The 22,890-nt window shown below is 64.2% G+C and carries 21 protein-coding genes, 2 tRNA genes and 1 riboswitch; of the genes, 11 read left to right on the top strand and 12 right to left on the bottom strand.

Annotated elements, in window-relative coordinates; genetic code table 11:
* Positions 1-23: 23 nt before the first annotated feature.
* Both SRAA_RS04445 and SRAA_RS04440 read right to left on the bottom strand, forming a co-directional pair.
* The gene (locus tag SRAA_RS04445; RefSeq protein WP_082039904.1) at positions 24-581 is read right to left on the bottom strand and encodes a tripartite tricarboxylate transporter TctB family protein; all 558 of its coding nucleotides are present in this window, start codon (positions 579-581) and stop codon (positions 24-26) included.
* Positions 582-603: 22 nt separating this feature from the next.
* Positions 604-1,569, bottom strand: coding sequence for a Bug family tripartite tricarboxylate transporter substrate binding protein (locus SRAA_RS04440; RefSeq protein ID WP_045531195.1), 966 nt, complete (start codon positions 1,567-1,569; stop codon positions 604-606).
* Between the two features lie 154 nt (positions 1,570-1,723).
* Between SRAA_RS04440 and SRAA_RS04435 the strand changes: the two genes are divergently transcribed.
* Positions 1,724-2,419 carry a response regulator transcription factor gene (locus SRAA_RS04435; protein WP_045531194.1) on the top strand — a complete coding sequence of 232 codons (696 nt, stop codon included), beginning with the start codon at positions 1,724-1,726 and terminating at the stop codon, positions 2,417-2,419.
* Positions 2,416-3,867: a sensor histidine kinase gene (locus SRAA_RS04430; RefSeq protein WP_045531193.1), complete on the top strand. Its 1,452-nt coding sequence runs from the start codon at positions 2,416-2,418 to the stop codon at positions 3,865-3,867. Before SRAA_RS04435 ends, SRAA_RS04430 begins: the two co-directional genes overlap by 4 nt.
* Here the strand turns inward: SRAA_RS04430 and SRAA_RS04425 are convergent.
* Positions 3,849-4,220: a cupin domain-containing protein gene (locus tag SRAA_RS04425; protein ID WP_045531192.1), complete on the bottom strand. Its 372-nt coding sequence runs from the start codon at positions 4,218-4,220 to the stop codon at positions 3,849-3,851. The genes SRAA_RS04430 and SRAA_RS04425 overlap by 19 nt on opposite strands.
* Before the next feature lie 56 nt (positions 4,221-4,276).
* On the bottom strand, positions 4,277-4,843 hold the full coding sequence (gene dcd / locus SRAA_RS04420; RefSeq protein WP_045531191.1) for a dCTP deaminase: 567 nt from the start codon (positions 4,841-4,843) through the stop codon (positions 4,277-4,279).
* 96 nt (positions 4,844-4,939) lie between these two features.
* On the opposite strand from dcd, the gene SRAA_RS04415 reads away from it, so the two are divergent.
* Positions 4,940-5,371 (top strand): DUF4395 family protein, encoded by a 432-nt coding sequence (locus SRAA_RS04415; protein WP_045531190.1) that lies wholly within the window; start codon positions 4,940-4,942, stop codon positions 5,369-5,371.
* A 37-nt stretch (positions 5,372-5,408) separates the two neighbouring features.
* Here the strand turns inward: SRAA_RS04415 and dinG are convergent, their stop codons facing one another.
* Positions 5,409-7,676 (bottom strand): ATP-dependent DNA helicase DinG, encoded by a 2,268-nt coding sequence (gene dinG / locus SRAA_RS04410; RefSeq protein WP_045531189.1) that lies wholly within the window; start codon positions 7,674-7,676, stop codon positions 5,409-5,411.
* 417 nt (positions 7,677-8,093) lie between these two features.
* On the opposite strand from dinG, the gene SRAA_RS04405 reads away from it, so the two are divergent.
* Entirely contained in the window at positions 8,094-10,760 is a 2,667-nt protein-coding gene (locus SRAA_RS04405; RefSeq protein WP_171820218.1) for an EAL domain-containing protein, read from the top strand.
* Between the two features lie 15 nt (positions 10,761-10,775).
* Here the strand turns inward: SRAA_RS04405 and SRAA_RS04400 are convergent, their stop codons facing one another.
* Complete coding sequence (locus SRAA_RS04400; RefSeq protein WP_045533263.1) at positions 10,776-11,486, bottom strand: N-acyl amino acid synthase FeeM domain-containing protein; 711 nt, start codon at positions 11,484-11,486, stop codon at positions 10,776-10,778.
* 230 nt (positions 11,487-11,716) lie between these two features.
* Between SRAA_RS04400 and SRAA_RS04395 the strand changes: the two genes are divergently transcribed.
* Positions 11,717-11,806, top strand: a tRNA-Ser gene (locus SRAA_RS04395).
* Positions 11,807-11,829: 23 nt separating this feature from the next.
* Here the strand turns inward: SRAA_RS04395 and queG are convergent.
* On the bottom strand, positions 11,830-12,996 hold the full coding sequence (gene queG, locus SRAA_RS04390; protein WP_045531188.1) for a tRNA epoxyqueuosine(34) reductase QueG: 1,167 nt from the start codon (positions 12,994-12,996) through the stop codon (positions 11,830-11,832).
* Here queG and tsaE point away from each other — a divergent pair.
* The gene (gene tsaE / locus SRAA_RS04385; RefSeq protein WP_231849334.1) at positions 12,961-13,527 is read left to right on the top strand and encodes a tRNA (adenosine(37)-N6)-threonylcarbamoyltransferase complex ATPase subunit type 1 TsaE; all 567 of its coding nucleotides are present in this window, start codon (positions 12,961-12,963) and stop codon (positions 13,525-13,527) included. The genes queG and tsaE overlap by 36 nt on opposite strands.
* The gene (locus SRAA_RS04380; RefSeq protein WP_045531186.1) at positions 13,524-15,071 is read left to right on the top strand and encodes an N-acetylmuramoyl-L-alanine amidase; all 1,548 of its coding nucleotides are present in this window, start codon (positions 13,524-13,526) and stop codon (positions 15,069-15,071) included. The genes tsaE and SRAA_RS04380 overlap by 4 nt, the downstream gene beginning before the upstream one ends.
* 92 nt (positions 15,072-15,163) lie before the next feature.
* Here the strand turns inward: SRAA_RS04380 and SRAA_RS04375 are convergent, their stop codons facing one another.
* The 3 genes from SRAA_RS04375 to SRAA_RS04365 all read right to left on the bottom strand — a co-directional run bounded on the left by SRAA_RS04375 (position 15,164) and on the right by SRAA_RS04365 (position 19,145).
* A complete protein-coding gene (locus SRAA_RS04375; RefSeq protein WP_338056377.1) occupies positions 15,164-16,492 on the bottom strand; it encodes a D-amino acid dehydrogenase in 1,329 nt (442 codons plus the stop codon).
* Between the two features lie 70 nt (positions 16,493-16,562).
* Positions 16,563-16,656, bottom strand: a riboswitch (glycine riboswitch).
* A 240-nt stretch (positions 16,657-16,896) separates the two neighbouring features.
* Positions 16,897-17,901, bottom strand: a complete 1,005-nt coding sequence (locus SRAA_RS04370; RefSeq protein WP_045531184.1) for a Bug family tripartite tricarboxylate transporter substrate binding protein — start codon at positions 17,899-17,901, stop codon at positions 16,897-16,899.
* 32 nt (positions 17,902-17,933) lie between these two features.
* Positions 17,934-19,145, bottom strand: coding sequence for a M20 aminoacylase family protein (locus SRAA_RS04365; RefSeq protein ID WP_082039902.1), 1,212 nt, complete (start codon positions 19,143-19,145; stop codon positions 17,934-17,936).
* Positions 19,146-19,286: 141 nt separating this feature from the next.
* On the opposite strand from SRAA_RS04365, the gene SRAA_RS12205 reads away from it, so the two are divergent.
* Positions 19,287-19,751 carry a LysR family transcriptional regulator gene (locus SRAA_RS12205; protein ID WP_144318703.1) on the top strand — a complete coding sequence of 155 codons (465 nt, stop codon included), beginning with the start codon at positions 19,287-19,289 and terminating at the stop codon, positions 19,749-19,751.
* On the opposite strand, the gene SRAA_RS04355 is transcribed toward SRAA_RS12205, so the two are convergent.
* Complete coding sequence (locus SRAA_RS04355; protein WP_045530664.1) at positions 19,655-20,887, bottom strand: IS110 family RNA-guided transposase; 1,233 nt, start codon at positions 20,885-20,887, stop codon at positions 19,655-19,657. The two genes, SRAA_RS12205 and SRAA_RS04355, sit on opposite strands and share 97 nt — an antisense overlap.
* Positions 20,888-21,197: 310 nt before the next feature.
* On the opposite strand from SRAA_RS04355, the gene SRAA_RS04350 reads away from it, so the two are divergent.
* The 3 genes from SRAA_RS04350 to SRAA_RS04340 all read left to right on the top strand — a co-directional run bounded on the left by SRAA_RS04350 (position 21,198) and on the right by SRAA_RS04340 (position 22,476).
* Positions 21,198-21,794: a LysR family transcriptional regulator substrate-binding protein gene (locus SRAA_RS04350; RefSeq protein ID WP_082039900.1), complete on the top strand. Its 597-nt coding sequence runs from the start codon at positions 21,198-21,200 to the stop codon at positions 21,792-21,794.
* 64 nt (positions 21,795-21,858) lie between these two features.
* Positions 21,859-21,932: transfer RNA gene (locus tag SRAA_RS04345), tRNA-Gly, on the top strand.
* A 55-nt stretch (positions 21,933-21,987) separates the two neighbouring features.
* Positions 21,988-22,476 (top strand): methylated-DNA--[protein]-cysteine S-methyltransferase, encoded by a 489-nt coding sequence (locus SRAA_RS04340; protein ID WP_045531182.1) that lies wholly within the window; start codon positions 21,988-21,990, stop codon positions 22,474-22,476.
* Between the two features lie 25 nt (positions 22,477-22,501).
* On the opposite strand, the gene SRAA_RS04335 is transcribed toward SRAA_RS04340, so the two are convergent.
* The gene (locus SRAA_RS04335) at positions 22,502-22,882 is read right to left on the bottom strand and encodes an integration host factor subunit alpha (RefSeq protein WP_420834925.1); all 381 of its coding nucleotides are present in this window, start codon (positions 22,880-22,882) and stop codon (positions 22,502-22,504) included.
* Positions 22,883-22,890: the final 8 nt, after the last annotated feature.

Below are 22,890 nucleotides of genomic sequence, written 5' to 3'. Positions count from 1 at the left end.
CTAGGCGCGGCCCAAAGGTAGGCTCAGATCCAACCGGTATCGGTCAGGCCGGGCAGGTTAACCGCCAGCAGTTGGGCAAACAGCCAGTACACCGGGGCCGCCAGCAGCAAGCCGATGGCCGCGTCGCGCAGCAGCCCCATCAGCCCACCACCGGGCTTGCCTGCGGCCAGGCGCAGGCCACGCACAGCCAGCATGAAGCAGAGGGCGCAACTGAGCACGAAACCGATGTGCTCGATCAATGCCGCGTTGGCCAGCACCCCAGCCGAGACCCAAGCCCAAGCATGCCAGTCGGCGCGCGCCGCCCCCGATGCCTCGTCGAGGTCCTGGAAGCCGCCCGTGAGGGCCTGGCGCAACAGCAAGCCCCCGCACAACAGCAGGGCCGCCGCCACCACCCAAGGCAAAAAGTTGGGCCCGATGCCCGCATACCCGGCCTCGGAGGGAATCTGCGTCGCGCCGTAAGCCAGCAGCGCCGCCACCCCGATCACCCCCAGCGAGAGCAGCACCTGCAGCGTGACCGAGTGCGAGGAGTGCGCGGAGTGCGCGGGTTGTGGCACCTGCGGCGATTCGGTGGGTTGCGTCATGGCCTTGCTCCGTCGGCGCGGCTCAGATCATGCCCGACATCGCCATGACGGCGCGCAGACGGGCAAAGTCGCGCTCGACGAACTGGTCAAAAGCCGGCCCGGACAAGAACGCCGGCGTCCAGCCATTGGTTTGCAAGGCCGTGCGCCAGGTTTGGCTTTCGGTGGCGCGCTGCACCCGCTCGGTCAGCGCGGCACGTTGCGCTGGCGTGATGCCCGCCGCGCCATAGACGCCGCGCCAGTTGCCGATCACCACGTCGATGCCTTGCTCGCGCAGGGTCGGGATGTTGTGCCCGGGCAGGCGCTGCTCGGAGGTGACGGCAATGGCGCGCATGCGCCCGGCCTGAATGTGGGGCAGGAACTCGCTCAGGCCGCTGCCGCCGACCGTCACGTTGCCGCCCAGAATGGCCGCCACCGCCTCGCCGCCGCCACGAAACGGCACGTAATTGATGCGCCCGGCGTCGACGCCCGCCGCACGGGCGATCAGGGCCGCCGCCACGTGTTCGGTGGAGCCGCGCGAACCGCCGCCCCATTTCACGCTGCCGGGGTCGCGCCGCAACTGCTCGACCACATCGCGCATGGTGCGCAGCGGCGAATCGGCCGGCAGCACGAACACGTTGAACTCGGTCGTCAGGCGCGCAATCGGCGTGAGCTGGGTGATGCTCACCGGCGGCCGTCCGGTGATGATGCCGCCCAGCATCACCGCCCCCATCACCAACAAGGCGTCCGGGTCGGCGCGGCGTGCGTTGTAAAACTGCGCCAGCCCGATCGTACCCGCAGCCCCGCCGCGGTTTTCGAAGGTCACCGACCGCGCCTGCCCGGCATCCTGCAGGGCTTGGCCGAGGGCGCGCCCGGTCAGGTCCCAGCCGCCGCCCGGATTGGCCGGGATCATCAGGCGCAGCGCAGTCTGCGCCCACGCCGTCAGGGGCAAGCCGGTGGCGCTGACCGCCGCCAGTGCCGTCAGGGATTTGAGAAAGGTGTCGCGGCGCATGGTGGATCTCCTAGGTTTTGGAATGCCGCGATGTTGCGCCCTCAGGCTGTCAAAGCGCTGTCAAACAGATCGGGATTTACCCGCATACCGCTGCCCTGGCAAACCCCGGCCCACACCAGCAGGCGTTCGATCGAACGATAATTCTCCCGACACCATGAAGCTGCTGCTGATCGAAGACAACCTCGCCATGCAGGCCAGCCTGCAGCGTTCCTTGCAGCGGCGCGGCATCGCAGTGGCCTTGTGTGGCGACGGCCGCCAAGCCCTCGATGCATGGGCCGCCAGCGCCCCCGACGTGGTGCTGCTCGACCTGACCCTGCCCGGGCTAGACGGTTTGCAGGTGTTGCAGAAAGCGCGCCAAGCCGGCTTTGCCGCCCCGGTCATCATCCTCACCGCCCGCGGCACCGTGGGCGACCGCGTGCTCGGCCTCAAGACTGGGGCCGACGACTACCTGCCCAAGCCCTTTGACCTCGACGAACTCGAGGCCCGCGTGCGCGCCCTGCACCGGCGCAGCCAGAGCGGTGCCGCCACGCCCGGCAGCGCAGCCGGCGTTGGCACACTGCCCGCGTTTGGCGGCCTGCGCGCCGACCCCGACAGTGGCGCGGTGTATTTCGAGGGCCGGGCGCTCGATCTGGCACCGCGCGAAGCGGCGCTGCTGCGCGCCCTGCTGGAGCGCCCGGGGCGGGCCATCGCCAAGGAGCAATTGCTGGAGCGGGTGTTTCCCCACGCCGATGAAATCCAGCCCGATGCGGTCGAGGTGGTGGTGTACAGGCTGCGCAAGAAAATCGCCCACCTCGGCGTCGAACTCGTGACCTTGCGCGGCTTGGGCTATTTGCTCAAAAGCCTAGAATGAACCTAACCCCAAGCTCGCTGCGCAACCAGTTGCTGTTGGGCATTTTGCTGCCGGTGCTGGCTTTTCTGGTGCTCAACACCTATGTGCTGTACCAGCAGGCCCTGAGTGCGGCCGACACCGCCTACGACCGCACCCTGCTGGCCAGCGCGAAGGCGATCGGGGAACAGCTCGAGGTGGTGCCCGATGCCAAACTTGGCCACCGGCTGCTGGGCTCCCTGACCTACGCCGCGCTGGAAGCCTTCGAGGCCGACAACCGCAGCCGCCTGTACTACCGCGTCACCGGCTTCTCGGGCGAGCTGGTGTCGGGCTTTGCCGATCTGCCGCCTTGGGATGGCACGCTGCCCCAGCGCACCCTGTACGCCGCGCTGGTGCACTTCTACGACGACCACTACCAAGGCGTGCCGGTGCGCGTGGCGGTGTTGCTGCAACCCGTGGCCGGGGTGCATGGACTGGGCATGGCCACCATCCAAGTGGCCGAAACGCTGGAGCTGCGTCAAACCCTGGCGCGCCAGATCTTGCTCGACATGGTGTGGCGCCAGAGCCTCTTGATCGCCCTGATCGGCTTGGTGGTGTACGTGGCGGTGCAGCGCGCCACCTTGCCGGTGCGCCGACTCAGCGCCGCCTTGGCCGAACGTCCTGAAAACGACCTCAGCCCGCTCGACAGCACCGCCGCCCCAACCGAGCTGCTGCCCTTGGTGCAAGCCACCAACCAACACATGGCCCGCTTGAGTGAGCTGTTGCAGCATCAAAAGCGCTTCATCCGCGACACCTCGCACCAGATCAAGACACCGCTGGCGGTGTTGCGCACCCAACTGCAATCGGCCCTGCGCGGCGACGTCGAGACCCAGTTGGCGCTGCGCGAAATGATGCAAACCGTCGATGGCGCCACCGAACTGGCCAACCAGATGCTTGCGCTGGCCAAGATCGAGCAGTTGCGCATTCAGTCCGACGTGCCGGTGGTCGTCTGGGCCGAGGCGCTGCGCACGGTGGCACTGGATGTGGCCGCGCTGGTGGCCGACAAGCAGCTGGATTTCGAGTGGAGGCTCGACCCCGCAGCCGCAACCATGCGCGTGCGGGCACACGAGTGGTCGCTCAAAGAGCTGGCGCGCAACCTGCTGCACAACGCCATACGCCACTCGGCGCCGGGCGGTGCGCTGCGCATCGAACTGCACACCCAGCCCGGCACTGGGTGTGGCCAGCTCACCATCGAAGACAGCGGCGGCGGCCTGCCACAGGAACTGCTCGACAACCCCTTTCAGCCCTTCCACAGTGCCGCCCACGCCCCGCATGGCTCGGGCCTTGGGCTGGCCATTTGCCACGGCATCGTGCAAACGCTGGGCGGCCAGATCGACTTGCAAAACCGTCTCGACGAGCGCGGTCACCCCCTTGGGCTGCGCGCGTGCGTGCGGCTGCCCTTGGTGGAGCCGCCCTACTCCACGATCACATAGACCTTGAGCACCGGCTCCAACACCTGAAATGAACCCGTGAAGCCGGGCGGGATGTGCAGCGTCTGGCCCGGGCCGGCTTCCTCGTGGCTGCCGTCGTCGCGCCGGATGCGACAGCGCCCCTCGAGCACCGTAAATACCTCGCGCTCGGTCGGGCCGAAAGCGATCGCCCATTCACCCACCTCGCAGCGCCACAGGCCGCTGCTGAGCACGCGCGCACCTTGCAAAGACGCATCGAGCAAGTCCCAAGTCTGGCGCAGCGGCCGCCCTTTGATGATGCGGTCGCGGCGCGGGTAGGAGCGCTCGGGCTCGCCGCTGGGCTGCGGGCCGAAGCCAAACAAATCGAGGTCGGACATGGCGCGAAGGATTGGCCGAGGTGGGCTGGTTTGAAATCTGCGACGGCAACGGTGGCTCAGGCGCGCGGCAGCGTCACGCCCTGCTGACCTTGGTATTTGCCGCCCCGGTCTTTGTAGGATACCTCGCACACCTCGTCGCTCTCGAAAAACAGCACCTGGGCGCAGCCCTCGCCGGCGTAGATTTTGGCCGGCAGCGGCGTGGTGTTGCTAAATTCCAGCGTCACATAGCCCTCCCACTCGGGCTCGAAGGGTGTGACGTTGACGATGATGCCGCAGCGCGCATAGGTGCTCTTGCCTAGGCAGATGGTGAGCACATTGCGCGGGATGCGGAAATACTCCACCGTGCGCGCCAGCGCAAAGCTATTGGGCGGAATGATGCAGTGCGGGCCTTCAAAGTCCACAAAGCTCTTGGCGTCGAAGTTTTTCGGGTCCACCACCGTGCTGTGGATGTTGGTGAAGACCTTGAACTCGCCTGCGCAACGGATGTCGTAACCGTAGCTGCTGGTGCCGTAGCTGATGATTTTTTGCCCATCCGCCTGCCGCACCTGCCCCGGCTCGAAGGGCTCGATCATGCCGTGCTGCTCGGCCATGCGGCGGATCCATTTGTCGCTCTTGATGCTCATAGCTGCACTCCGTTAGCCTTCGATTGTAGGGTCGGCACAGTGCACGCTTCCCAAGAACACGCTACAATACCCCTACCCGTTTTTCAGGAGTCTCATATGCTGCGTTTCGACGTCCCCCAGGTCTGGTCCAACGTGATCCGCCTTGAAGCCTTTCTCACTGCCGCCGTGGCCGCGCTGGCGCTGGCGCTCAACCTACCGTGGCTGATGGCGCTGCTGGTCGCGCTCGGGTTGGTGCGCGGCTTTGTCGGGCACCACCGCTGCCCCTCGCACTACGCATGGAAAGCGCTCATGCTGCGCCTGAACTGCGCCGGCAAGCTCGAAGACGCGGGCGCCAAAATGTTTGCCAACAAGGTGCTGTTCATTGCCAGCAGCGTGTCGCTGGCGCTGTTCCTCTCGGGCAGCAACCTGTGGATGGTGCCGGCTACCATGCTGGTGATTTTTGCCACGCTGGAATGGGCGTTCTCGTTTTGCGCCGCTTGCTGGGCCTATGGGGCTTGGTACAAGAAGTTTCCTCCAGCTGGGGCCTGAAACCCCGGACTGCTTGCCCGGTCTGCCCAAGTCTTGTTCAAAGCGGGGCGAATGCAGACTGGAGCGGGCGCAGCACCCGCTCAAAAGGCGGTAGCCCGGCCAGCAACTGCTGGCCAAAGCGGCTCTGGTGCAGGCGCCGGTCGTAGCAATAGACCTGCGCCCGGTCGTCTTCGGTGCGTATGGCGCGCCCCACCCACTGCGCCAGCCGGATCGCAGCGGCGGGCAGCACCAGCTCCTGAAACGGATCCCGCCCGGCAGCGCGCAGCCACTCGGCGCGCGCCTGACCCACCGGGTCGTCGGGCGGGGCGAAGGGGAGCTTGGTGATGAACAAATCCTCACACAGCCGGCCCGGCAAGTCCAGCCCCTCGCCAAAAGTCTGCATGCCAAAGATGATCGAGGGCTGCCCGGTCGCCACCCGTTCGGTGTGCAGGCGCAGCAGGCGCTGGCGCGGCAACTCGTTTTGCACCAGCACCAGCGGTCGCAATGCCGGCGGCAGCGCCTCGCAAGCCAGCCGCAGCTGCAGGCGCGAGGTGAACAGCACCAGCGCCCCGTGGCGCACGCAAGCCAAATCCTGCATCAGGCTGCATACCAGCTCGGCATTGAAGGCGCTCGCGTCTTTGGGATCGGCGCGTGTGCTGGCCAGCACGATGCGCCCTTGGCGGCTGAAATCGAAGGGGCTGGGCACCTCGAGGGCGCAGACGTCGGGGTCGTGATCGAGGCCGGATTCGCGCAAAAAATAATCAAAGCGGCCGCCGCTGCTCAAGGTGGCCGAAGTCAGCACCGCCGTGCGCACCGAGCCCCACAGGTGCTGGCGCAGGGTGCTGCCAGGCAAAGTGGGGCTGGCGTGCGCCATCAGCGCCGCATCCGCTCCCGCCGACTGCCAGCCAAACCATTTGGCCACCGGCTCGGCGCCCTCGGTGGGTTGTTGCAACAGCAGGCGCGCGGTCTCGTGCGCGGCCTCTAGGCGCGGCGTCAAGCTGCCCAACTGGGCGTACTGGGTGGCCAGTTGGCGCGACTGCTGGGGCTGATCGCGCATTTCGGCGCGCAAGGCCTTGGCCAGCAGCCGCAGCAAATCGATAAAAGCGCCCGCGCTGCGCAACAAAGCGTTCAGGGGCTCGAGCAGCGCGGGCGGCGTTTGGCCTGCACCAAGGCGGGCCACGCGCTCGGTGGCAAACCCCGTGCCTGCCGCCCCCGAGGCAGCCAAGGCGGCTTGGCGAGCACCCGCAGTGGCCGAGGCACTTTGTGAAAGCGGCACGCCACCCAGTTCGGTACCAAACTGAAGCACCACCAAGCGCGCCAGCTCTTGCATCGCCGAGCGCAGCGCCGCCGCGTGGCCGGGAACGGCGGCCAACTCGTCCAGCCCCAAGGAGGCGCCGGTGCGCAGGGCGCGCTGAGCCAGCCGCTCGATCCAGCCCAAGCGGCTCAAGTCCATGCGGCTGGCAAACTGCTCCAATGCGACGGCCGGCAGGTGGTGCGCCTCGTCGATCACCAGCAGGCAATTGTCCAGCTCGGGCAAGGTGCGCGAGCCCAAGGTGCTGAGCAGCAAGTCGTGGTTGACCACAATCACCTGCGCCCCCACCAGCTCCTTGCGCTGCTGAAAATAGCTGCACTGGTGGTAGACCGGACAATGGCGCGCCGCACAAGAACTGGCTTGCACCGCCACCGACTGCCAGACACGGCCATCCGGGGCTTGGCTCAAGGTGTCCAGATCGCCCCCCCAGCGACCACTGGCCAATTCGGTTTGCAGGGCCGATAAAACGGCTAGGTCATCGGATTGACCCTGCGGGGCCGGCTGGGCCTCGAGAAACCAATCGTCTTCGTGCACATCCTCCTCGGCGGCGCCGTCACTGGTGCGCGCCCCTCCCAAACGGGACAACTGGCGCTCCAGCTTGAGCTTGCACACGTAGCGCCCGCGCCCCTTGGCCAGGGCAAACCGAAAGGGCTGCTCCGACTGCGCCGCCAAAGCGGGCAAATCCTTGTGCACCAGTTGCTCTTGCAGGGCCACCGTGGCGGTGCTGATGAGCAAGCGCGTGTTGCGCTGGAGCGCCATGGCAAGGGCCGGCGCGCAGTAGGCGAGCGACTTCCCCACCCCGGTACCGGCCTGAATGACCGCCACCGCACGCTCTGGCTTGACCCCGGGCAGCGCCGGCGAGGCCGCCGTCGGCCCCAGATCGGCAAGGCTAAAGGTCTGCGCCACTTGTTCCGCCATCAGGCGCTGCCCCGGCCGCGGTCGCAACCCAGGGTCGAGTTGCAGCAGCCGGTCGTAGCTGGCCAGCGCATGGCGCGCCAGTTCGGGTTTGTCCATAAGCGCCAGAGTGTGGCACAAGTGCGGAATCGGGCGATTTTGGACGCATAATCCGGCTGCTGTCGAAAGGGAGAAACCATCACACCGGGTCAAGCCCAGTTTATGCCTCCACTTTCGCTCCCGCCATCGGTTCGGCTGCCTCGCCTCAATCAGGGCTTGGATCGTTTGCTGCTGGGGCTTTCGGTTTTTTGGCTTCCTGTTTTGTTCGGCCTGCTGACCCTGTGGGCGCTCTGGAACTGGCACAGCCCCTACACGGCCGCTCAAGGCAAGGCCTTGAATTTTCAGGTGCTGCAAGACACGCAAGGAAATTGGCAAGCCTCCGATGCGCTGCAGCAACTGAGGCAAGCCGCACCAGCCCCCGTTCCACAGCAAGACACCGAATTGCAAGAGTCACCCTTTTGGCTGTTGCTGCAACCCTTGCCCGCGACCCAAGCCATTCGGATCGAATTCCCCTCACGCCACACCTACAGCCTGAGTTGCTGGAACGCCAGCACCCTGCAAATCCTGGGCGCAGCTTCGCGGACTACGCCGCCACAAGGTTCCATCCTGCCGGTCCGCGCCGGCTTTGCCCTCGACCCCAGCGGTGCCCAAGCCCTGCTGTGTCGCACCGTGCTGGTGGGCCCGGGGCGCATCAGCGCCCTGCAGTGGGCCGCGGCCGAACTGTCCTCGCGCGAATTGCAATTCCACCGCGGCTCGGGGCTGCTCGATGGCGGCATTCTGGTGCTGGCGCTCTTTACCCTGATTGCCGGCTTCATCAACCGCAACCGCACCTACATCCTGTTTGCCGCCTGGCTGGTGGTGAACCTGCGCATGGCCGCGCTCTCGATGGGCTGGGATCAGCAATGGCTGGGGCATACCATCCCGTTTGCATGGCAGCAAACCATGCGACCGTTGACGCTGGCTTTGTATTACGTGGTTACATTTACATTGTTTATTTCTCTATTTAAGGAAGAACTCAGTGGAGTTGGATATAAAATATTGATCAATGTCGCCAAATGGTCTTGCCCACCCTTGCTGCTGCTGGCGCTCACCCTACCCTATGCGCATTTTTTACCATTAATATGGGTCTTTACTGGTTTGGGTGTGGCTATTTTGCTATTCATGCTCACCCGAATATTGCTTCGCACCCAATCTCGAGTAGCCTTGTGGTACGCAGCATCAATTGGCATCGCCCTTTTTGCAAGCCTTTATGAAGTTGCGGCAGCCGCATTAGGACTTAAAGGCTGGATCGGCAGCTTCAACAGCCTCACCGCCGCCTTGGCATCAAGCTTGCTCGCTTCGCTGGCCATTGCTGAACAGATGCGGCAAGCCCAGCTACAAAAACTGGCTGCGCAGGCCGAGCTGCAACACACCTATGAAGTGATACCCATCGGTCTGTTCACCCTTGATTTGGACGGAAGCCTAAGCAGCGCCAATCCGGCCTTGCTGAACATGCTCCAGACCAGCGATCCGGCATTGCGCAAACAAACCTGGCCGCAACGCTTTGGTTCTGCGCACTGGCAAGCCCTGCTCGAGCAAACACAAACCTGCTCGACCGCCGAACTGGAGGTGATAATTGAGCACCCCGATCAAACGCCGCGGCGCTTCCAGGTGCGCGCCACCCGGGCTGGCGACAAAATTGAAGGCACCTTCCAAGACATCACTGAAAAATCCCTAGCCACCGAAAACCTGAAGTTCTTGGCCCATCACGACACCCTAACCAAGGTCCTCAACCGGCACGGCATCGAGCAGATTCTCAATTCCAGCATCTCGGACATTGGGCTTGGCAAACCATTGGCTGTCGCCTACCTCGATCTGGACCGATTCAAGCTCATCAACGACCTCTACGGTCACGCGGCTGGGGACGCGGTGCTGCAGACCGTTTGCCAACGCGCCCAAATTCCGCTGGGGCCAGAGATGCACTTGGGCCGCGTGGGTGGAGATGAATTTCTATTTGTGATGCCCAATACCCCGCTGGCAGTTGCCGAAGCCACGTGCCGTGAAATCCTACAGCAGATCGGCGGCAACCCCTGCCAAGTCGGCGAACGCGCTTTTCAGGTGCGCAGCTCCATCGGTTTGATTGAAGTGGCGGCGGGAAGCCTGGCCAAAGATGTGGTCTCGACCTCTGATCATGCCTGCCGCATGGCCAAAAAAGGCCAAGGCAACGCGCTGGTGGTGTTCGACCGCAACTCGAATGTTTTTACAGACCACGAGACCGAACTGCTCTTGGTCGAGCAGCTGGCCAGTCAGTCATCCATAGCCGGACTGTTTCTGGAAATGCAGCCCATCATGTCGCTGCGCAGCCCGTATGAATCGCTCAATTTTGAGGTCTTGCTGCGCATGCAGGACGCCCATGGTGCGCTCATTCCCACTGCACGCCTGATTCATGCCGCCGAAATTGCCGGCCGCATGGGCATGATTGATCGATGGGTTTTATCAAAGACCTTGAACTGGCTGGAACAGCATCAGGAACAGCTGTCGCTCAACCGCTTTGTCTGCATCAATTTTAGTGGCGCTTCGCTCAATGATGAACGCTTCATAGACGATGTGTTCATCATGCTCGAACGCCACCGCAGCGTGGCGCAGCGAATCTGCCTCGAAATCACCGAGAGTGTGGCCTTGCACGATATGGAAAACACCCGCCGCTTCATCGACCGGGTGCGTGCAGTGGGCGCCAAAGTGGCGCTGGACGATTTTGGTGCGGGCTACACCTCGTTTTCCTATCTCAAGGAATTGCCAGCCGATTTACTGAAGATTGACGGCAGCTTCATCGTCAACATGAACCAGCACCCCGCCAACATAGCCATCGTCGAGGCGATCGTCAGCTTGGCGCAAAACCTAGGCATGAAAACCATCGCCGAGTGGGCCGAGGATTTTGCAACGGTGGAAACGCTGGCCGAAATTGGGGTGGACTACGTGCAAGGTTTCGTGGTGGCTCGGCCGCAGCTACCCGATGCGATTTTGCAGGCCCAAAGCGGCGCCGATTTCATAGCCGATGCGCAGCTCATGGCCTACCTCAGCACCCTCAAGCCGGATGAGCTCGACCACGTCGATCTGGTGCTGGGAGCTGACCCACCGCAGGCCGCACCCACACCGCGCACCTGAAAGTCTCTGGCAACTTCAGAGTTGCAGATCGGGGTGCCTCGTGTTGCACATAAAATCCAGCATCGGGTGTCCCACCTCCTCCCACTGTTCACGCACGTTTTGCACATCCAAATACAAAACCCGATGCGGCAAATTGAACACATGCGAGAGCGGGATGTAGCCCAGATGCGGATACACGTCTTGGAACAGCATGCGTTCGTACTGACGGTCCAACGGTGCTCGAGCGGTGATGACCATGTAGCGGATGCCGGCTTGCAAACAATACAGGTAATAGGCCTTGAACAGGGCCACTTTGACCAAGCGCGCCGAGCCCTCTAGGCTCACGCCTAGGCGCGTGGCTTCGGCCAGCGGCAAGCCCTGCATCCACTGCGGCAATTGCACCGACTGCTCCAGTGCCAGCGCTTGCGCGCGGTTGGTCTGAATGCGCATGGTTCCCATGGGCGAACCGTCTAGTTTTGACTCGGCCAGCAGCATCACCACCCCTGCTGCGCTGTCCATCGCCTCGGGTTGGCGCAGCGAAGCGCTCAAGGCCTCTGGCAAATGGCGGGCGTAGGCGCTGTGCCGAATCTCCAGCACCTTGGCCATATCCTGCGCACCGCTGGCCAGTCGCAGCGTAAACGGCCAGTATTCGGTTCGATTGACCGACTTTTTGATACCCACAGGAACCGGCCGTGGCCGATTTAGCGCATTGGCACTGACGCCCAAGGCGTCGCTGTTCGTCACCATATCATGATCTCCAGCGTTTGCGGGTGCACCGTGCGCCCAGCTTGGTGTTGACTGTAGGCCGCCCGCGCAACGCCATGAGTCGGAAAATGACTGGAGATGCAGTCAGAAAATCCCTGACAGACCCATCCCTGCCTGCCTCCTACTGGCACACCCTATCTGCGCGCTCCTCCCCGCGCTGTCCTCCTTGTGTCCCTTGCCGCTTACAATCGGTGCTCGTGCGTTGGGTATCGGGAAGCGTGGCAGAGTGGTCGATTGCACCGGTCTTGAAAACCGGCAACGGGTAACCCCGTTCGTGAGTTCGAATCTCACCGCTTCCGCCAGCAGGCACATGGGCTGCGCGGGCTTATGGGTCTTGCTCCACAGGATTTGCAGGGTGTTGCGCCAGCGCCCAGCGCACATGCTCGCGCACCAACGGGCTGGTGTCTTCGATCCGGGCATGCAATGCCGCTTGGATGGCAGCCGCCTGCTGTGGCTCCAAGCCGTCGCTGGCCAACGCATTGCCCAAGGCCACCGCCACGTTGCGCAGCCAGCGCTCGTGGCCGATGCGCCGGATCGGGCTGCCTTCGGTGTGGCGCTCAAACTCGGCCCGGCTCCAGGCCCAAACACGCAGCAGCTCGGGGGCCTGCAAGGCGGCGCGCGGCTCGAAATCGGGCACAGAGGTGCGCTGGGCGTACTTGTTCCACGGGCAGACCAATTGGCAGTCGTCGCAGCCGTAGATGCGGTTGCCGATCAGGGGCCGCAGCTCGGGCGCAATCGGCCCGGTGTGCTCGATGGTCAGGTAGGCGATGCAGCGGCGCGCATCGAGCCGGTATGGGGCCACGATGGCCTGCGTTGGGCAGACCTCGAGGCAGGCTTGGCATTGGCCGCAGTGGGCGCTGGTCGGCGCCGTGGGCGGCAGCTCAAAATTGAGAAAAATCTCGCCCAAAAAAAACATCGAACCGGCCTCGCGGCTCAAGGCCAGCGTGTGTTTGCCGCGCCAGCCCAGGCCGCTGCGCTGTGCCAGCTCGACCTCCAGCACCGGGGCCGAGTCGGTAAAGACGCGCCAGCTCGGGGCTTGCTGCGCGGCCTGGCCTGCGGCCTTGAACATCGACTCGCAAGGCCCCCCCTGCTCCCGCAAGGATTGCTCGATGCGCTCGGCCAGCCGCCGCAGCCGCTGGCGCAGCACCTTGTGGTAGTCGCGCCCCCGGGCGTACAAGGCCACGTTGGCTTGCAGGGGCTGCTGCAGAGTCTTCCATTCCTGCTCGCGCCAGCCGGGATTGCCGCTGGCGGGCAGATAATCCATGCGGGCGGTGATTACGCTCAAGGTGCCCGGAACCAGCTCGGCCGGGCGCGCGCGCTTGAGGCCGTGCGCGGCCATGTAGTGCATCTGTCCATGAAACCCGGCCTGCAACCACTGCAACAACCCGGCTTCGGCGTGGCGCAAATCGACACCGGCCACGCCGATTTGCGAGAATCCCAATTCCCGGCCCCAGCCTTGAACCTGTGTAACGAATTGAGCCGCATCGAACATACCCCACCGATTGTAGGAAGCCAAGCCGCCACGCCGCCGCCGCTGGCTTGCGTGACCCTGCTGCTGGCCGACGAAAGCGCCACCGCCGCCCTCGCCGCCCGGCTGGCCGACTGCGCCCAGATCGACCACGCCCACTTGCACTGGCGGGGCGATTTGGGCAGCGGCAAAACCACTTTTGTGCGCCATTTGTTGCGCGCCTTGGGCGTGACGGGCCGCATCAAAAGCCCGAGTTACGCCATCGTCGAGACCTACCGCCTCGATGCAGACCCCCGCCGGGGCACTGGCATGGATGCCGTTCATGCGGATTTTTACCGATTTATCAACCCTCAAGAGTGGGAAGATGCGGGACTGCGTGAACTTTTTGCCGAACCCGGCCTCAAGTTGGTGGAGTGGCCCGAAAAAGCCGCTGGATTGCTGCCCATGCCCGACCTCGACCTGCACCTCGAAACCCTGGCCGACGAACGGCGCCGGCTGCGGCTGTGCGCGCGCAGCGCTCTGGGTTTGCGCCTGCTGAAGGCTTTGCAGGCATGAGACGCCGCAGCGCCCTGCAGTGGCTGGGTTCGAGCCTCGTGCTTACGCTCGGCCCGCACCAACTGGCCTGGGGTGCCGGCATCGTGGCGGTGCGCTTGTGGCCCGCGCCCGACTACACCCGCATCACCATCGAGTCCGACGCCGCCCTGCAAGCCACGCCCCATTTCCTGGCCGACCCACCGCGCGTGGCGCTGGACTTGGAGGGCATCGAGCTGGCGCCGATGTTGCAGCAGTTGACGGGCAAGGTGCGCCCCGACGACCCCAACGTGGCCGCGATTCGCGTTGGGCAACACGCCGCCCGGGTGGTGCGGGTGGTGGTGGATTTGAAGCGCCCGATCAACCCGCAGGTGTTCCAACTCAGCCCGGTGGCGGCCTTCCAGCACCGCCTCGTGCTCGACCTGTTCCCCGCTCAGGCCCGCGACCCCTTGGATGAACTGATCGCGCAACGGCTGCGCGAGCTCGACGCGGCACCCAATCCGGAACCGGCCTCGGCCAGCACAGGCAACGCGGGCTTTAAAGGCAGCGCCGCAGAAGGTGTCACCCCCCCTACCCGAGCACCTGACCCGCTGGGCGAACTGATTGCCCGCTTGCCCGCCGAGGGCAGCCCAGTCACGGCGGGCTTGGGCACCATCCGGCTGCCGCCCCCTCCTGCGGCAAACGCCGCCACCGCCACCGCGCGTCCGGCCCCACCGGCTGCACCCACAGCTGCCCCGGTCTTGACCCAGAGGCCGGCGATCACCCCACCCGTTCAGCCTGTGCCAGCGACCGCAGCGGCACCGGCACGGCCCCGCGTCACCCACGGCAGCACCGGCGGCCGCAGCGATCGCTTGCTCGTTATCGCCATCGACCCCGGCCACGGCGGCGAAGACCCGGGGGCCATCGGCCCTGGCGGCACACGCGAGAAGGACGTGGTGCTGAGCATTTCCCGCTTGTTGCGCGATCGCGTCAACCGCACCCAAGTCAATGGCCACACCCTGCGCGCCTTCATGACGCGCGACGGCGACTACTTCGTGCCGCTGCGGGTGCGGGTGCAAAAGGCGCGCCGGGTGCAGGCCGATCTGTTTGTGAGCGTGCACGCAGATGCGTTTTTCACCCCCAGGCCCCGAGGCTCCAGCGTTTTTGTGCTGAGCGAACGCGGCGCCACCAGTGCCGCGGCCCAATGGATGGCCGACCGCGAAAACGCTGCCGACCAGGTGGGTGGCGTCAACCTGCGCGAACAAGAAAGCGTGCTGCAGCGCACCTTGCTTGATATGAGCACGACGGCGCAGATCAACGACAGCCTGCGCGTGGGCGACGTGATGCTGCGCGAGATCGGCCGCGTCGGGCGACTGCACAAGCCGCGCGTCGAACAAGCCGGCTTTGCCGTGCTGCGCGCGCCCGACATCCCCAGCCTGCTGATCGAAACCACCTTCATCAGCAACCCAGAAGAAGAACGCCGCCTGCGCGACCCGCGCTTTCAGAACCACATGGCCGACGCCATGCTGCGCGGCATCGTGGCCTATTTCGAGGGCAATCCGCCACTGGCACGTCGGCGCGAGGTCTGAAGCCACACACGGCCAAAAGGCTCCCGATCCACCCGGCTGCTATCGGTTGCGGTTCATCCCCTCGGCGCATGTCAAGATAGTTGTCGCCTGAATCATGCCGCCACCGCATGCACAGCGGGGGTGCTGGCGCAGCTCACCAAGCTCGCCACCCAGTCGGCGGTGCCGGCTGACAGAGTCCAGCCTAGGTGGCCGTGGCCGGTGTTGTAGTACACGTTGGACTTTTTGCCTCGGCCCACGCGGGGCATCATGTCGGGCATCATCGGGCGCAAGCCGGCCCACGGCACCACCTGACGGGTGTTCACCCCTGGGAAGCACTGGTTCACCCAGTCGATCAGTGGCTTGATGCGGTCGGCCCGGATGTCTTTGTTCACGCCGTTAAATTCGGCCGTGCCAGCCACCCGGAAACGGTCCTTACCCAGACGGCTGGTCACCAGTTTGGTTTCGTCATCCAGCAGGCTGACCCACGGCGCAGCTTGCTGGCTTTGTTCATCCAGCAGATTTACTGTGATGGAATATCCTTTGACCGGGTAGATGTTGACGCGGTCGCCGAGCTGGGCGGCCAAGTCGCGGCTGGCCACGCCGGCACACACCACCAAGCCGTCAAAGCAGTGGGTGGCCACGGTGGCGTCGTCTTGGGCCGTCACCCAAGCGACCTGTCCATCGCTGCGCAGGCGGCGCACCTGCTGTCCGTAGCGGATTGTCGCGCCCAGACGCTCGGCCGCCGCAGCCAAGCCGACGGTGTATTTGTGGATGTCACCGGTGGAGTCGCTTTCGGTGTAGTAACCGCCGTAATACTGGCCGGCCAGCGTGGGCTCGATGGCGCGGATTTCGTCAGGCGTCACGGGTTGGCGCGGCAAGCCACCCGCCGCCAGCAACTGGCTCACGCGCCCGGCGTGGTCAAAGCCCTGCTTGTCGCGGTATATGTGCAGAATCCCGCGTTTTTCGCTGTTGAAGTCTAGACCCTCGGCATCGGCCCAAGCAAAAAAATGCTGGCGGGCGGCAATGGCCAGCTTGGCGGTTTCGGTGGTGTTGCGTTCGTAGTGTGGAATGTTCGCCATGAACTCCAGAAACCACGACACCTTGTGCCAGCTGGGCTTGGGGTTGACCAGCAGCGGCGCATCGCTCTTGAGCATCCACTTCAAGCCCTTGAGGATTGTGGACCAGTGCGTCCATACCTCGGCGTTGGAGGCAGACAGTTGACCCCCGTTAGCGAACGAAGTTTCCATCGCGGCGTACCGGTTTTGCTCGAACAAGGTGACGTCAAAGCCCCTTTTAGCCAAGGCATAGGCGGTAGTGACCCCGGTGATGCCACCACCAATGACTGCGATCGATTTCATGAAAGGCTCCAAAACGTCGGAAAGGGAAGCGCCAACGCCGGATGCGTGAGACGCGCCCCTCTGTTTGGAACCTGAGAGATTCATGGCCCGATACAGACCACTTGCTCCTGCGGTGGGCCGACTGACTAAGACGGCCACTTTTCAGAAAAATACCTCACACACGCCGGTCCTTTTGCCTGAGAGTTTCCGGGGCGGTTGCACCTTCGGCGCCCGGCTGCAATCAACCGAGTCTCTCCCGACGCGTGTATCGGCTGATGTTAGCGCTTTTGGCTCACTTTCTCAAGCCCAGTCAGGCGGTTTGTTTTCCAGCCAGCCAAGCATCTGGCATTTATGTGCGGCGGTCCATCGAAGCAGGTCGGCATCCCCCGCTCTAGGCGGGCCTGCATGACCTCCCGCCGGCATGACACCGCCTCGCTTGTGACGGACCCGTGCGGCGTCCAAGGAGCTGATAGACAGGGCCATGGAAAGCGGCAGAAGGCAAAACGAGCTTATTGTGCCATCCGGGGTTGGAGGTTCATGCTCCTGGCAATCGTGCGGTAGCGCTCCGTCTCTTGCCGATAGAAGGCAGCCAGTTCGGTCAGGCTGCGCGGGCTCATGACATTGTTGCCCGTTGCTTCGAGCGAGTTGCGCACCTCGGTGTTCTGCAAAGCGGTGTAGAAAGCCCGGCTGAGGCGCTCGGAAACGGCGACGGGCGTGTCCTTGTGCACCAGTATGCCGGCCCACACCTCGAATTCCAAGGCTTCCAGACCTGGCATGGCTGCCAGCGCCGGGTATCGGTTGAACAGCGGATGCGGCGTCTTGGCCGTCACGCCCAAGCCTATCATCCGGCCTGCACTGACAGCCTGCATGATGGTGCCGGCCATGGGCAAAAACGCCATGTCGATCTGCCCTCCCATGAGGTCGGTCATGAGGGGAGCGATGCCGCGGTAGGGCACGTGAGTGAGCGGGATGCGAGCATCTTGCGAGAACTTTTCGCCAATCAGGTGATAGAGCGAACCGTAGCCCACGCTGCCATAGGTCAGGGGCCTGTTGGCAGAGTTTCTCGCTAGGGCAATCAGTTGGTTCACGTTGTTGACGCCCAAGTTGCTGCGTACCGCCAAAATGGTGCTGGTAGATACCAAGTAGGCCACCAGTTTCATGTCTTCAGAATTGTAAGCAACACCCTGCAAGGCCAGCGGCGCCATGATCAGCTCCATCGGCGAGCCGAGGATCACGGTTTGGCCATCGGCGGGCGCGGACAAGGCCCGGGCGATGCCGATGGTGCCGCTGGCACCACCGATGTTTTGCACTATGATGTTCTGACCCAGGTTTTGGCTGGCCAGCGGCTGCACCTGTCGGCCAATGTGGTCAGAAGGGCCGCCCGCCGGATACGGAATGACCATGGTGATGGGCCTCCTGGGGAAGGCCTGGGCCTTTGCGAAACCGGTCGTGGACAGAAGGACGCTGGCGGCGAGGGTGGCGCCCAAGGCACGAATGCGGATGCGTGGGGTCATTTTTAGTCTCCTTGCGGGTGGTGGGTTGAGGTTCAGGGGGCGGGGAAAAGGTAATCCTGCGTCAGCGCCACCCAGTAGGCTGCGCCGATTCCGATGTTGCGGTCATTGAAGTCATAAGCCGGGTTGTGCACCATGCAGGCACCCGGCTCGCCATCGGCGCCATTGCCGATGAACAGGTAGCAACCGGGCACCCGCTCGAGCATGAAGGCAAAGTCTTCACTGCCGGTCAGCATGGCGCCGTTGGGGTTGACGCGCTCGGCGCCAAAATGCCGTAGGGCCACGTTCAAGGCAAAGCGGGTTTCGGCCTCGCTATTGACGAGCACCGAGTAGCCGGGCCGCCAGTCGATGTCGGCTTGCACGCCGAAGCTTTCGGCCTGGGCATGCACCAAGGCCTTGATGCGCGCTTCGGTGGCGCGGCGCACGGCCGGGTCCAGCGCGCGCACGCCAATTTCGAGCTTGGCGGTGTCGGGAATCACGTTGTTGGCGTGGCCGGCGTTAAAGGCGCCCACGGTGATCACCACGGGCTGAAGCGGGTCGGTGTTGCGCGAGACAATGGTTTGCAGAGCCATGACGATGGACGACGCCGCCACCAACGGGTCGTCGGCGCGGTGCGGCATGCCTCCGTGGCCACCGCGCCCGCGCACGGTCACGGTCACGTAGTCCGACGAGGCCATGGTGGGCCCGCTGCGAAACACCAGCCGCCCTTGCGGATAACCCGGCATGTTGTGCATGGCAAAAATCGCGTCGCAGGGAAAGCGCTCAAACAGGCCGTCCTCCATCATCTTCAAGGCGCCCCCAGCGCCCTCTTCCGCCGGCTGGAAAATGAGGTTGAGCGTACCCTCGAAAGCGCCGTGCTGGGCCAGGTGCTTGGCCGCAGCCAGCAGCATGGCGGTATGGCCATCGTGGCCGCAGGCGTGCATGACGCCGTGGTGGCAACTGCTCCAAGGCAGGCCGGTTTCTTCGACGATGGGCAAGGCGTCCATGTCGGCGCGCAAGCCTAAGCGTTTGCCGCTGTGCCCACGCACCAGCTGCCCCACCACACCGGTTCCACCCAGTCCGGTGGTCACCCGGTAGCCCCAGCTGCGCAATTGCTCGGCCACCAACTGGGCGGTGCGGTGTTCGTCAAACGCCATTTCGGGGTGGCGGTGAATGTCATGCCGCACCGCAATGAATTCGTCCACCAGGGCCGGGGCCAAGGCCACCGGGGTGCGCGCTGCTTCGGTGGCTGGGGATGAGAGTGACATAAAAGCGCTCCTGCAATTTGTGATGTTTAGTGCACGCGATCCATCTGGATGCATGCATTTAAGTGCATATTAGATGCCCCGATACACAAAGTCCAATGCATTGTTGTATGCTATTCAATAACTTCAACTCATGAAACTGCCATGACCTTGGTTCAACTCCGGCACTTTATTGCTCTGGCAGAACTGGGCTCGTTCGCCCGGGCGTCGAAAGCGTTGTTTTTGACCCAACCAGCCCTATCGCGCAGCATTCAGGCGCTGGAAGCCGAGCTGGCGCAAGCGCTGTTTGACCGGGTGGGCCGGCGCATCGAATTGACAGCGATGGGGCTGGAGCTGCTGCCACGGGCCAAAATCCTGACGCAGGAGGCCGAGGCCCTGAAAACCCTGGGCAAACGCATGCAGGCCGGCGTCACGGGCCACATGAACTTAATGTGGAAGACACCCCACCAGCAGCCGAGACTCATCCTGACCTCAGGCTGGCCGGGGCCGCGAGATCAGCGGGTAGGTCAGCCTCAGGCGGCTGCGGCTGCGGGATTGGTGATGAAGCCGTGTTTGAGCAGCATCTTCATCCAGCGTGGGGCGTTGCGCTCGACGTTGAGCGCCTCATAATCAACCTCCTTGTCCCGGTAGTGGGTGCCATGGGTGAGCATGGCGTAGATGGTGCGCAGCATCTTGTGCGCCAGCGCGATGATGGACTTCTTGCGCCCCTTGCGGATAGTCAGCGCATCGAACTTGGCCTTGAGCGCACAGCGCGTTCGAGCCGCAGCTTGGGAAAACTCGCACAACAGCCTTCGCACCCAAGCGTTGCCCTTGCGGATGCGCCCGCACTTGCGCTTGCCCGCGCTCTCGTTGTTGCCCGGGCAAATGCCGACCCAGCTAGCCAGGCGCTCAGCGCTGCCAAAGACGCTCATGTCTGCGCCAATCTCTACCAGCAGCATGGCCGCGCCCTGCTCGTCGATGCCGGGAATGGTTTGCAGCAGCGTCAGTTGCGCCCGCCAGGGCCGCAGACCTTCGAGCAAGTACCGATCAAAGCCCGCTATGCGCCGCTCCAGAGACTCGATGTGCTGCATGATCTCATCGGCTACGAAGCGGTGCGCGGCGCTGAACTGCTCGGTGCATAGGGCCTCGAACAACTCGTCTCGGCTGGCACGCAGCCGCCCCTTGTGATCGAGCACCTCGTGCATGGGCTGGCCGACAATCAGCGCCTTGATCATCGCACGCGCACTGCTGCCGTGGATGTCGGAGACCAGCACGTTGAGGCGAATGCCCGCATCCACCAGCACCTTGTGCAGCCGGTTCTTCTCGGCGCTGCACATGCCCACCAGCTTTTGCCGCTGGCGTGCAACCAAGCGCAGTTGGCGCATGAGCTGGGGAGGGATGAACGAGGCGCGCAGCAGCCCCGCACGCGCCAGCGTGGCCAGCCACTGCGCATCGGCCATGTCGGTCTTGCGACCGGGCACGGCCTTGACGTGCCTTGCGTTGACCACCCAAGCGATGATGCCCACCGCCTCCAGTGCCGCAAACGGGCTCTTCCAGTACACGCCCGTGCTCTCCATGACCACTACCTCGGGTGCGATTTGCAGCGCCCACTGCGCCAAGGCGCGCCGATCACGCTTGAAGGCACCAAAGTCGCGCTTGGTCACCTGCACGCGGCCGTCATCGTGCTCGACGACGGCACACGCGGTGATCTTGGCTTGGTGAACATCGAGCGCGAGCACGCGCTTGTGCATCGGGGTCAAATCCATTGCATCTCTCCTAGCAGCTTGAACGATAATCACAAGCGTGCAGGGCAAGCATGGGTGCCGCAGACCAACGGCCTGCCGGGCAAGCCCGGCGGCTCCATTTAATGTGGGCTGTCAGGCATGCACTGATCCGACTGGGTCAGGGCAGCGCCCGCAGGCAATCCAGGGTACGAGTGGTCGGCGGCGGGTCAAGTTAGGAATCGCGGTCAATGTGCCATCAAAGGTTTGACCGACCTCTACCCAAGCTCGCCCGCACACCCCCTCAGTGTCTTCCATCGTCCGGGGTGTCGCGCAGGATTCATGAGAGTTAGGGCTGAGTTCGGGGCCGGGGGCTGTGTTGTCGGTGCCCCTGCTCCTGCACATGTCGCGGCACCACCCGCAGCTGCATTTGGAGGTGTCGCGTGGCAACACCGCTCTGCTCATCCACGCCCTGCGCGAGCGCCGGTTGGACGCCGCCGTGGTGGACATACGCGCGCTGCGGCCCGCCATCGACCTGTGCATCAGCCACCAAGTAGAAATGGCGGCCAGTTTCATGTGCCGCCCGGGTCACCCCCTGTGCAGCCGATCCGGCCCGCTGCCGTTCAACGATGTGCTGGCCTACCCAATCGCATCCACCCCCTTGAGCGACGAGGTGGCGCGCATCCTCACCGAACGCTACGGTGCCGCCGCCAACCCCGACGACATGGTCACGCTGCGCTGCGACGACACGCCCACCCTGGTGGAAGTGGCACGCCAAAGCGACGCGGTGGTGCTAACCATCAATGCCGCCGGGCGCGGCCTGGTGCAGCTAGACACCCACCCGCCGCTCAAGGCCACGGCGCGTTTCGGTTTTGTGACCCTGGCCCAGCGAACCGAGGTGCCTGGGTTATCCATCGTGCGCAAGCTGGTGGCAGAGTTGTTGACCGAATGAGCCTGCCTGCTGGCGTACCCGCGCTGACCTCCCATTGCGCCACATCGAATAGAATGCGAGCCACGCGGGCGTCGTTCAATGGCAGGACCTGAGCTTCCCAAGCTCAAGATGTGGGTTCGATTCCCATCGCCCGCTCCAGTTGCGCACAGTGGCCTGCGTGCCCTGTTGCTCCTTGCCTTGCTGCCAAGCCGCCATGCACCAAAGCCGTTTGAACAGCCCGTTGGGCGAATTGCTTCTGGTCGCGCGCGCCGACCGCTTGCTGGGCTTGTGGTTTGCCGACCAGCTCGCCATTCCGGCTTGGGCCACGGGTGCAACGCCCAAGCCCGCACACCCGCTGCTGCGGCAAGCCGCGACCCAACTCGACGAATACTTTGCCGGCGCACGCCAGCGCTTCGAGCTGGCGCTCGACTGGAGCCGGGGCAGCGCCTTTGAACAAGCGGTCTGGGGCGCCTTGGCGGGCATCGCGCCGGGCCAAACGTGCAGCTATCAGGACATCGCCATCGCCATTGGGCGACCGCAGGCGGCGCGTGCCGTGGGCGGCGCGCTGGGGCGCAACCCCCTCGGCATCGTGCTGCCCTGCCACCGCGTGCTGGGCCGCAAAGGCCAGCTCACCGGCTACACCGGCGGGCTGGCACGCAAGCAGGCTTTATTGGACTTGGAAGCGCGCTGGGCGGCGGCCTGAGCAGCCCCCCCCCCCTCAAAAGGGACTAGGGCGCACCCGCAGCGTCGGGCTCCTCGTCCAACGCCCGCCCCGACTGCACCGCCTCCTTGAGCTTGGGGCTGGCGTGGAAGGTCACCACGCGCCGCGCCGCAATGGCCACCGCTTCGCCGGTGCGCGGGTTGCGACCGGGCCGGGGGGCTTTGGTGCGCACCTGAAAATTGCCAAAACCCGACAGCTTCACGTCGTCGCCCTGAATCAGGCGCTCCGCGATCTGATCGAAAAAAGCATCCACCAAGTCTTTGGACTCGCGCTTGTTGAAGCCTATTTGTTGGTACAGCAACTCGGCCAGTTGGGCTTTGGTCAGGGTGTCGGCGTCTGGCGCAGACTCGCTCAGATCGGTGTCGGGCAGGGGGTTGCTTGGGCTCACAGCGAAGG

Origin of the sequence: Serpentinimonas raichei, assembly GCF_000828895.1 — a bacterium.
GTDB classification, from domain to species: Bacteria; Pseudomonadota; Gammaproteobacteria; order Burkholderiales; family Burkholderiaceae_C; genus Serpentinimonas; species Serpentinimonas raichei.
Note: the sequence above shows the minus strand (reverse complement) of the source record. Positions and strands in the feature narration are given on the sequence as shown.

Excerpts from the sequence above, each read along its gene's own strand:
- SRAA_RS04445 (WP_082039904.1), bottom strand. The coding sequence starts at position 581 with ATGACGCAACCCACCGAATCGCCGCAGGTGCCACAACCCGCGCACTCC.
- SRAA_RS04435 (WP_045531194.1), top strand. The coding sequence starts at position 1,724 with ATGAAGCTGCTGCTGATCGAAGACAACCTCGCCATGCAGGCCAGCCTG.
- SRAA_RS04400 (WP_045533263.1), bottom strand. The coding sequence starts at position 11,486 with ATGGTGACGAACAGCGACGCCTTGGGCGTCAGTGCCAATGCGCTAAAT.
- SRAA_RS04370 (WP_045531184.1), bottom strand. The coding sequence starts at position 17,901 with ATGACCCCACGCATCCGCATTCGTGCCTTGGGCGCCACCCTCGCCGCC.
- SRAA_RS12205 (WP_144318703.1), top strand. The coding sequence starts at position 19,287 with ATGACCTTGGTTCAACTCCGGCACTTTATTGCTCTGGCAGAACTGGGC.
- SRAA_RS04380 (WP_045531186.1), top strand. The coding sequence starts at position 13,524 with ATGAGACGCCGCAGCGCCCTGCAGTGGCTGGGTTCGAGCCTCGTGCTT.
- SRAA_RS04340 (WP_045531182.1), top strand. The coding sequence starts at position 21,988 with ATGCACCAAAGCCGTTTGAACAGCCCGTTGGGCGAATTGCTTCTGGTC.
- SRAA_RS04365 (WP_082039902.1), bottom strand. The coding sequence starts at position 19,145 with ATGTCACTCTCATCCCCAGCCACCGAAGCAGCGCGCACCCCGGTGGCC.
- dinG (WP_045531189.1), bottom strand. The coding sequence starts at position 7,676 with ATGGACAAACCCGAACTGGCGCGCCATGCGCTGGCCAGCTACGACCGG.
- SRAA_RS04430 (WP_045531193.1), top strand. The coding sequence starts at position 2,416 with ATGAACCTAACCCCAAGCTCGCTGCGCAACCAGTTGCTGTTGGGCATT.
- SRAA_RS04425 (WP_045531192.1), bottom strand. The coding sequence starts at position 4,220 with ATGTCCGACCTCGATTTGTTTGGCTTCGGCCCGCAGCCCAGCGGCGAG.
- dcd (WP_045531191.1), bottom strand. The coding sequence starts at position 4,843 with ATGAGCATCAAGAGCGACAAATGGATCCGCCGCATGGCCGAGCAGCAC.
- SRAA_RS04355 (WP_045530664.1), bottom strand. The coding sequence starts at position 20,887 with ATGGATTTGACCCCGATGCACAAGCGCGTGCTCGCGCTCGATGTTCAC.
- SRAA_RS04375 (WP_338056377.1), bottom strand. The coding sequence starts at position 16,492 with ATGAATCTCTCAGGTTCCAAACAGAGGGGCGCGTCTCACGCATCCGGC.
- queG (WP_045531188.1), bottom strand. The coding sequence starts at position 12,996 with ATGTTCGATGCGGCTCAATTCGTTACACAGGTTCAAGGCTGGGGCCGG.
- SRAA_RS04415 (WP_045531190.1), top strand. The coding sequence starts at position 4,940 with ATGCTGCGTTTCGACGTCCCCCAGGTCTGGTCCAACGTGATCCGCCTT.
- SRAA_RS04440 (WP_045531195.1), bottom strand. The coding sequence starts at position 1,569 with ATGCGCCGCGACACCTTTCTCAAATCCCTGACGGCACTGGCGGCGGTC.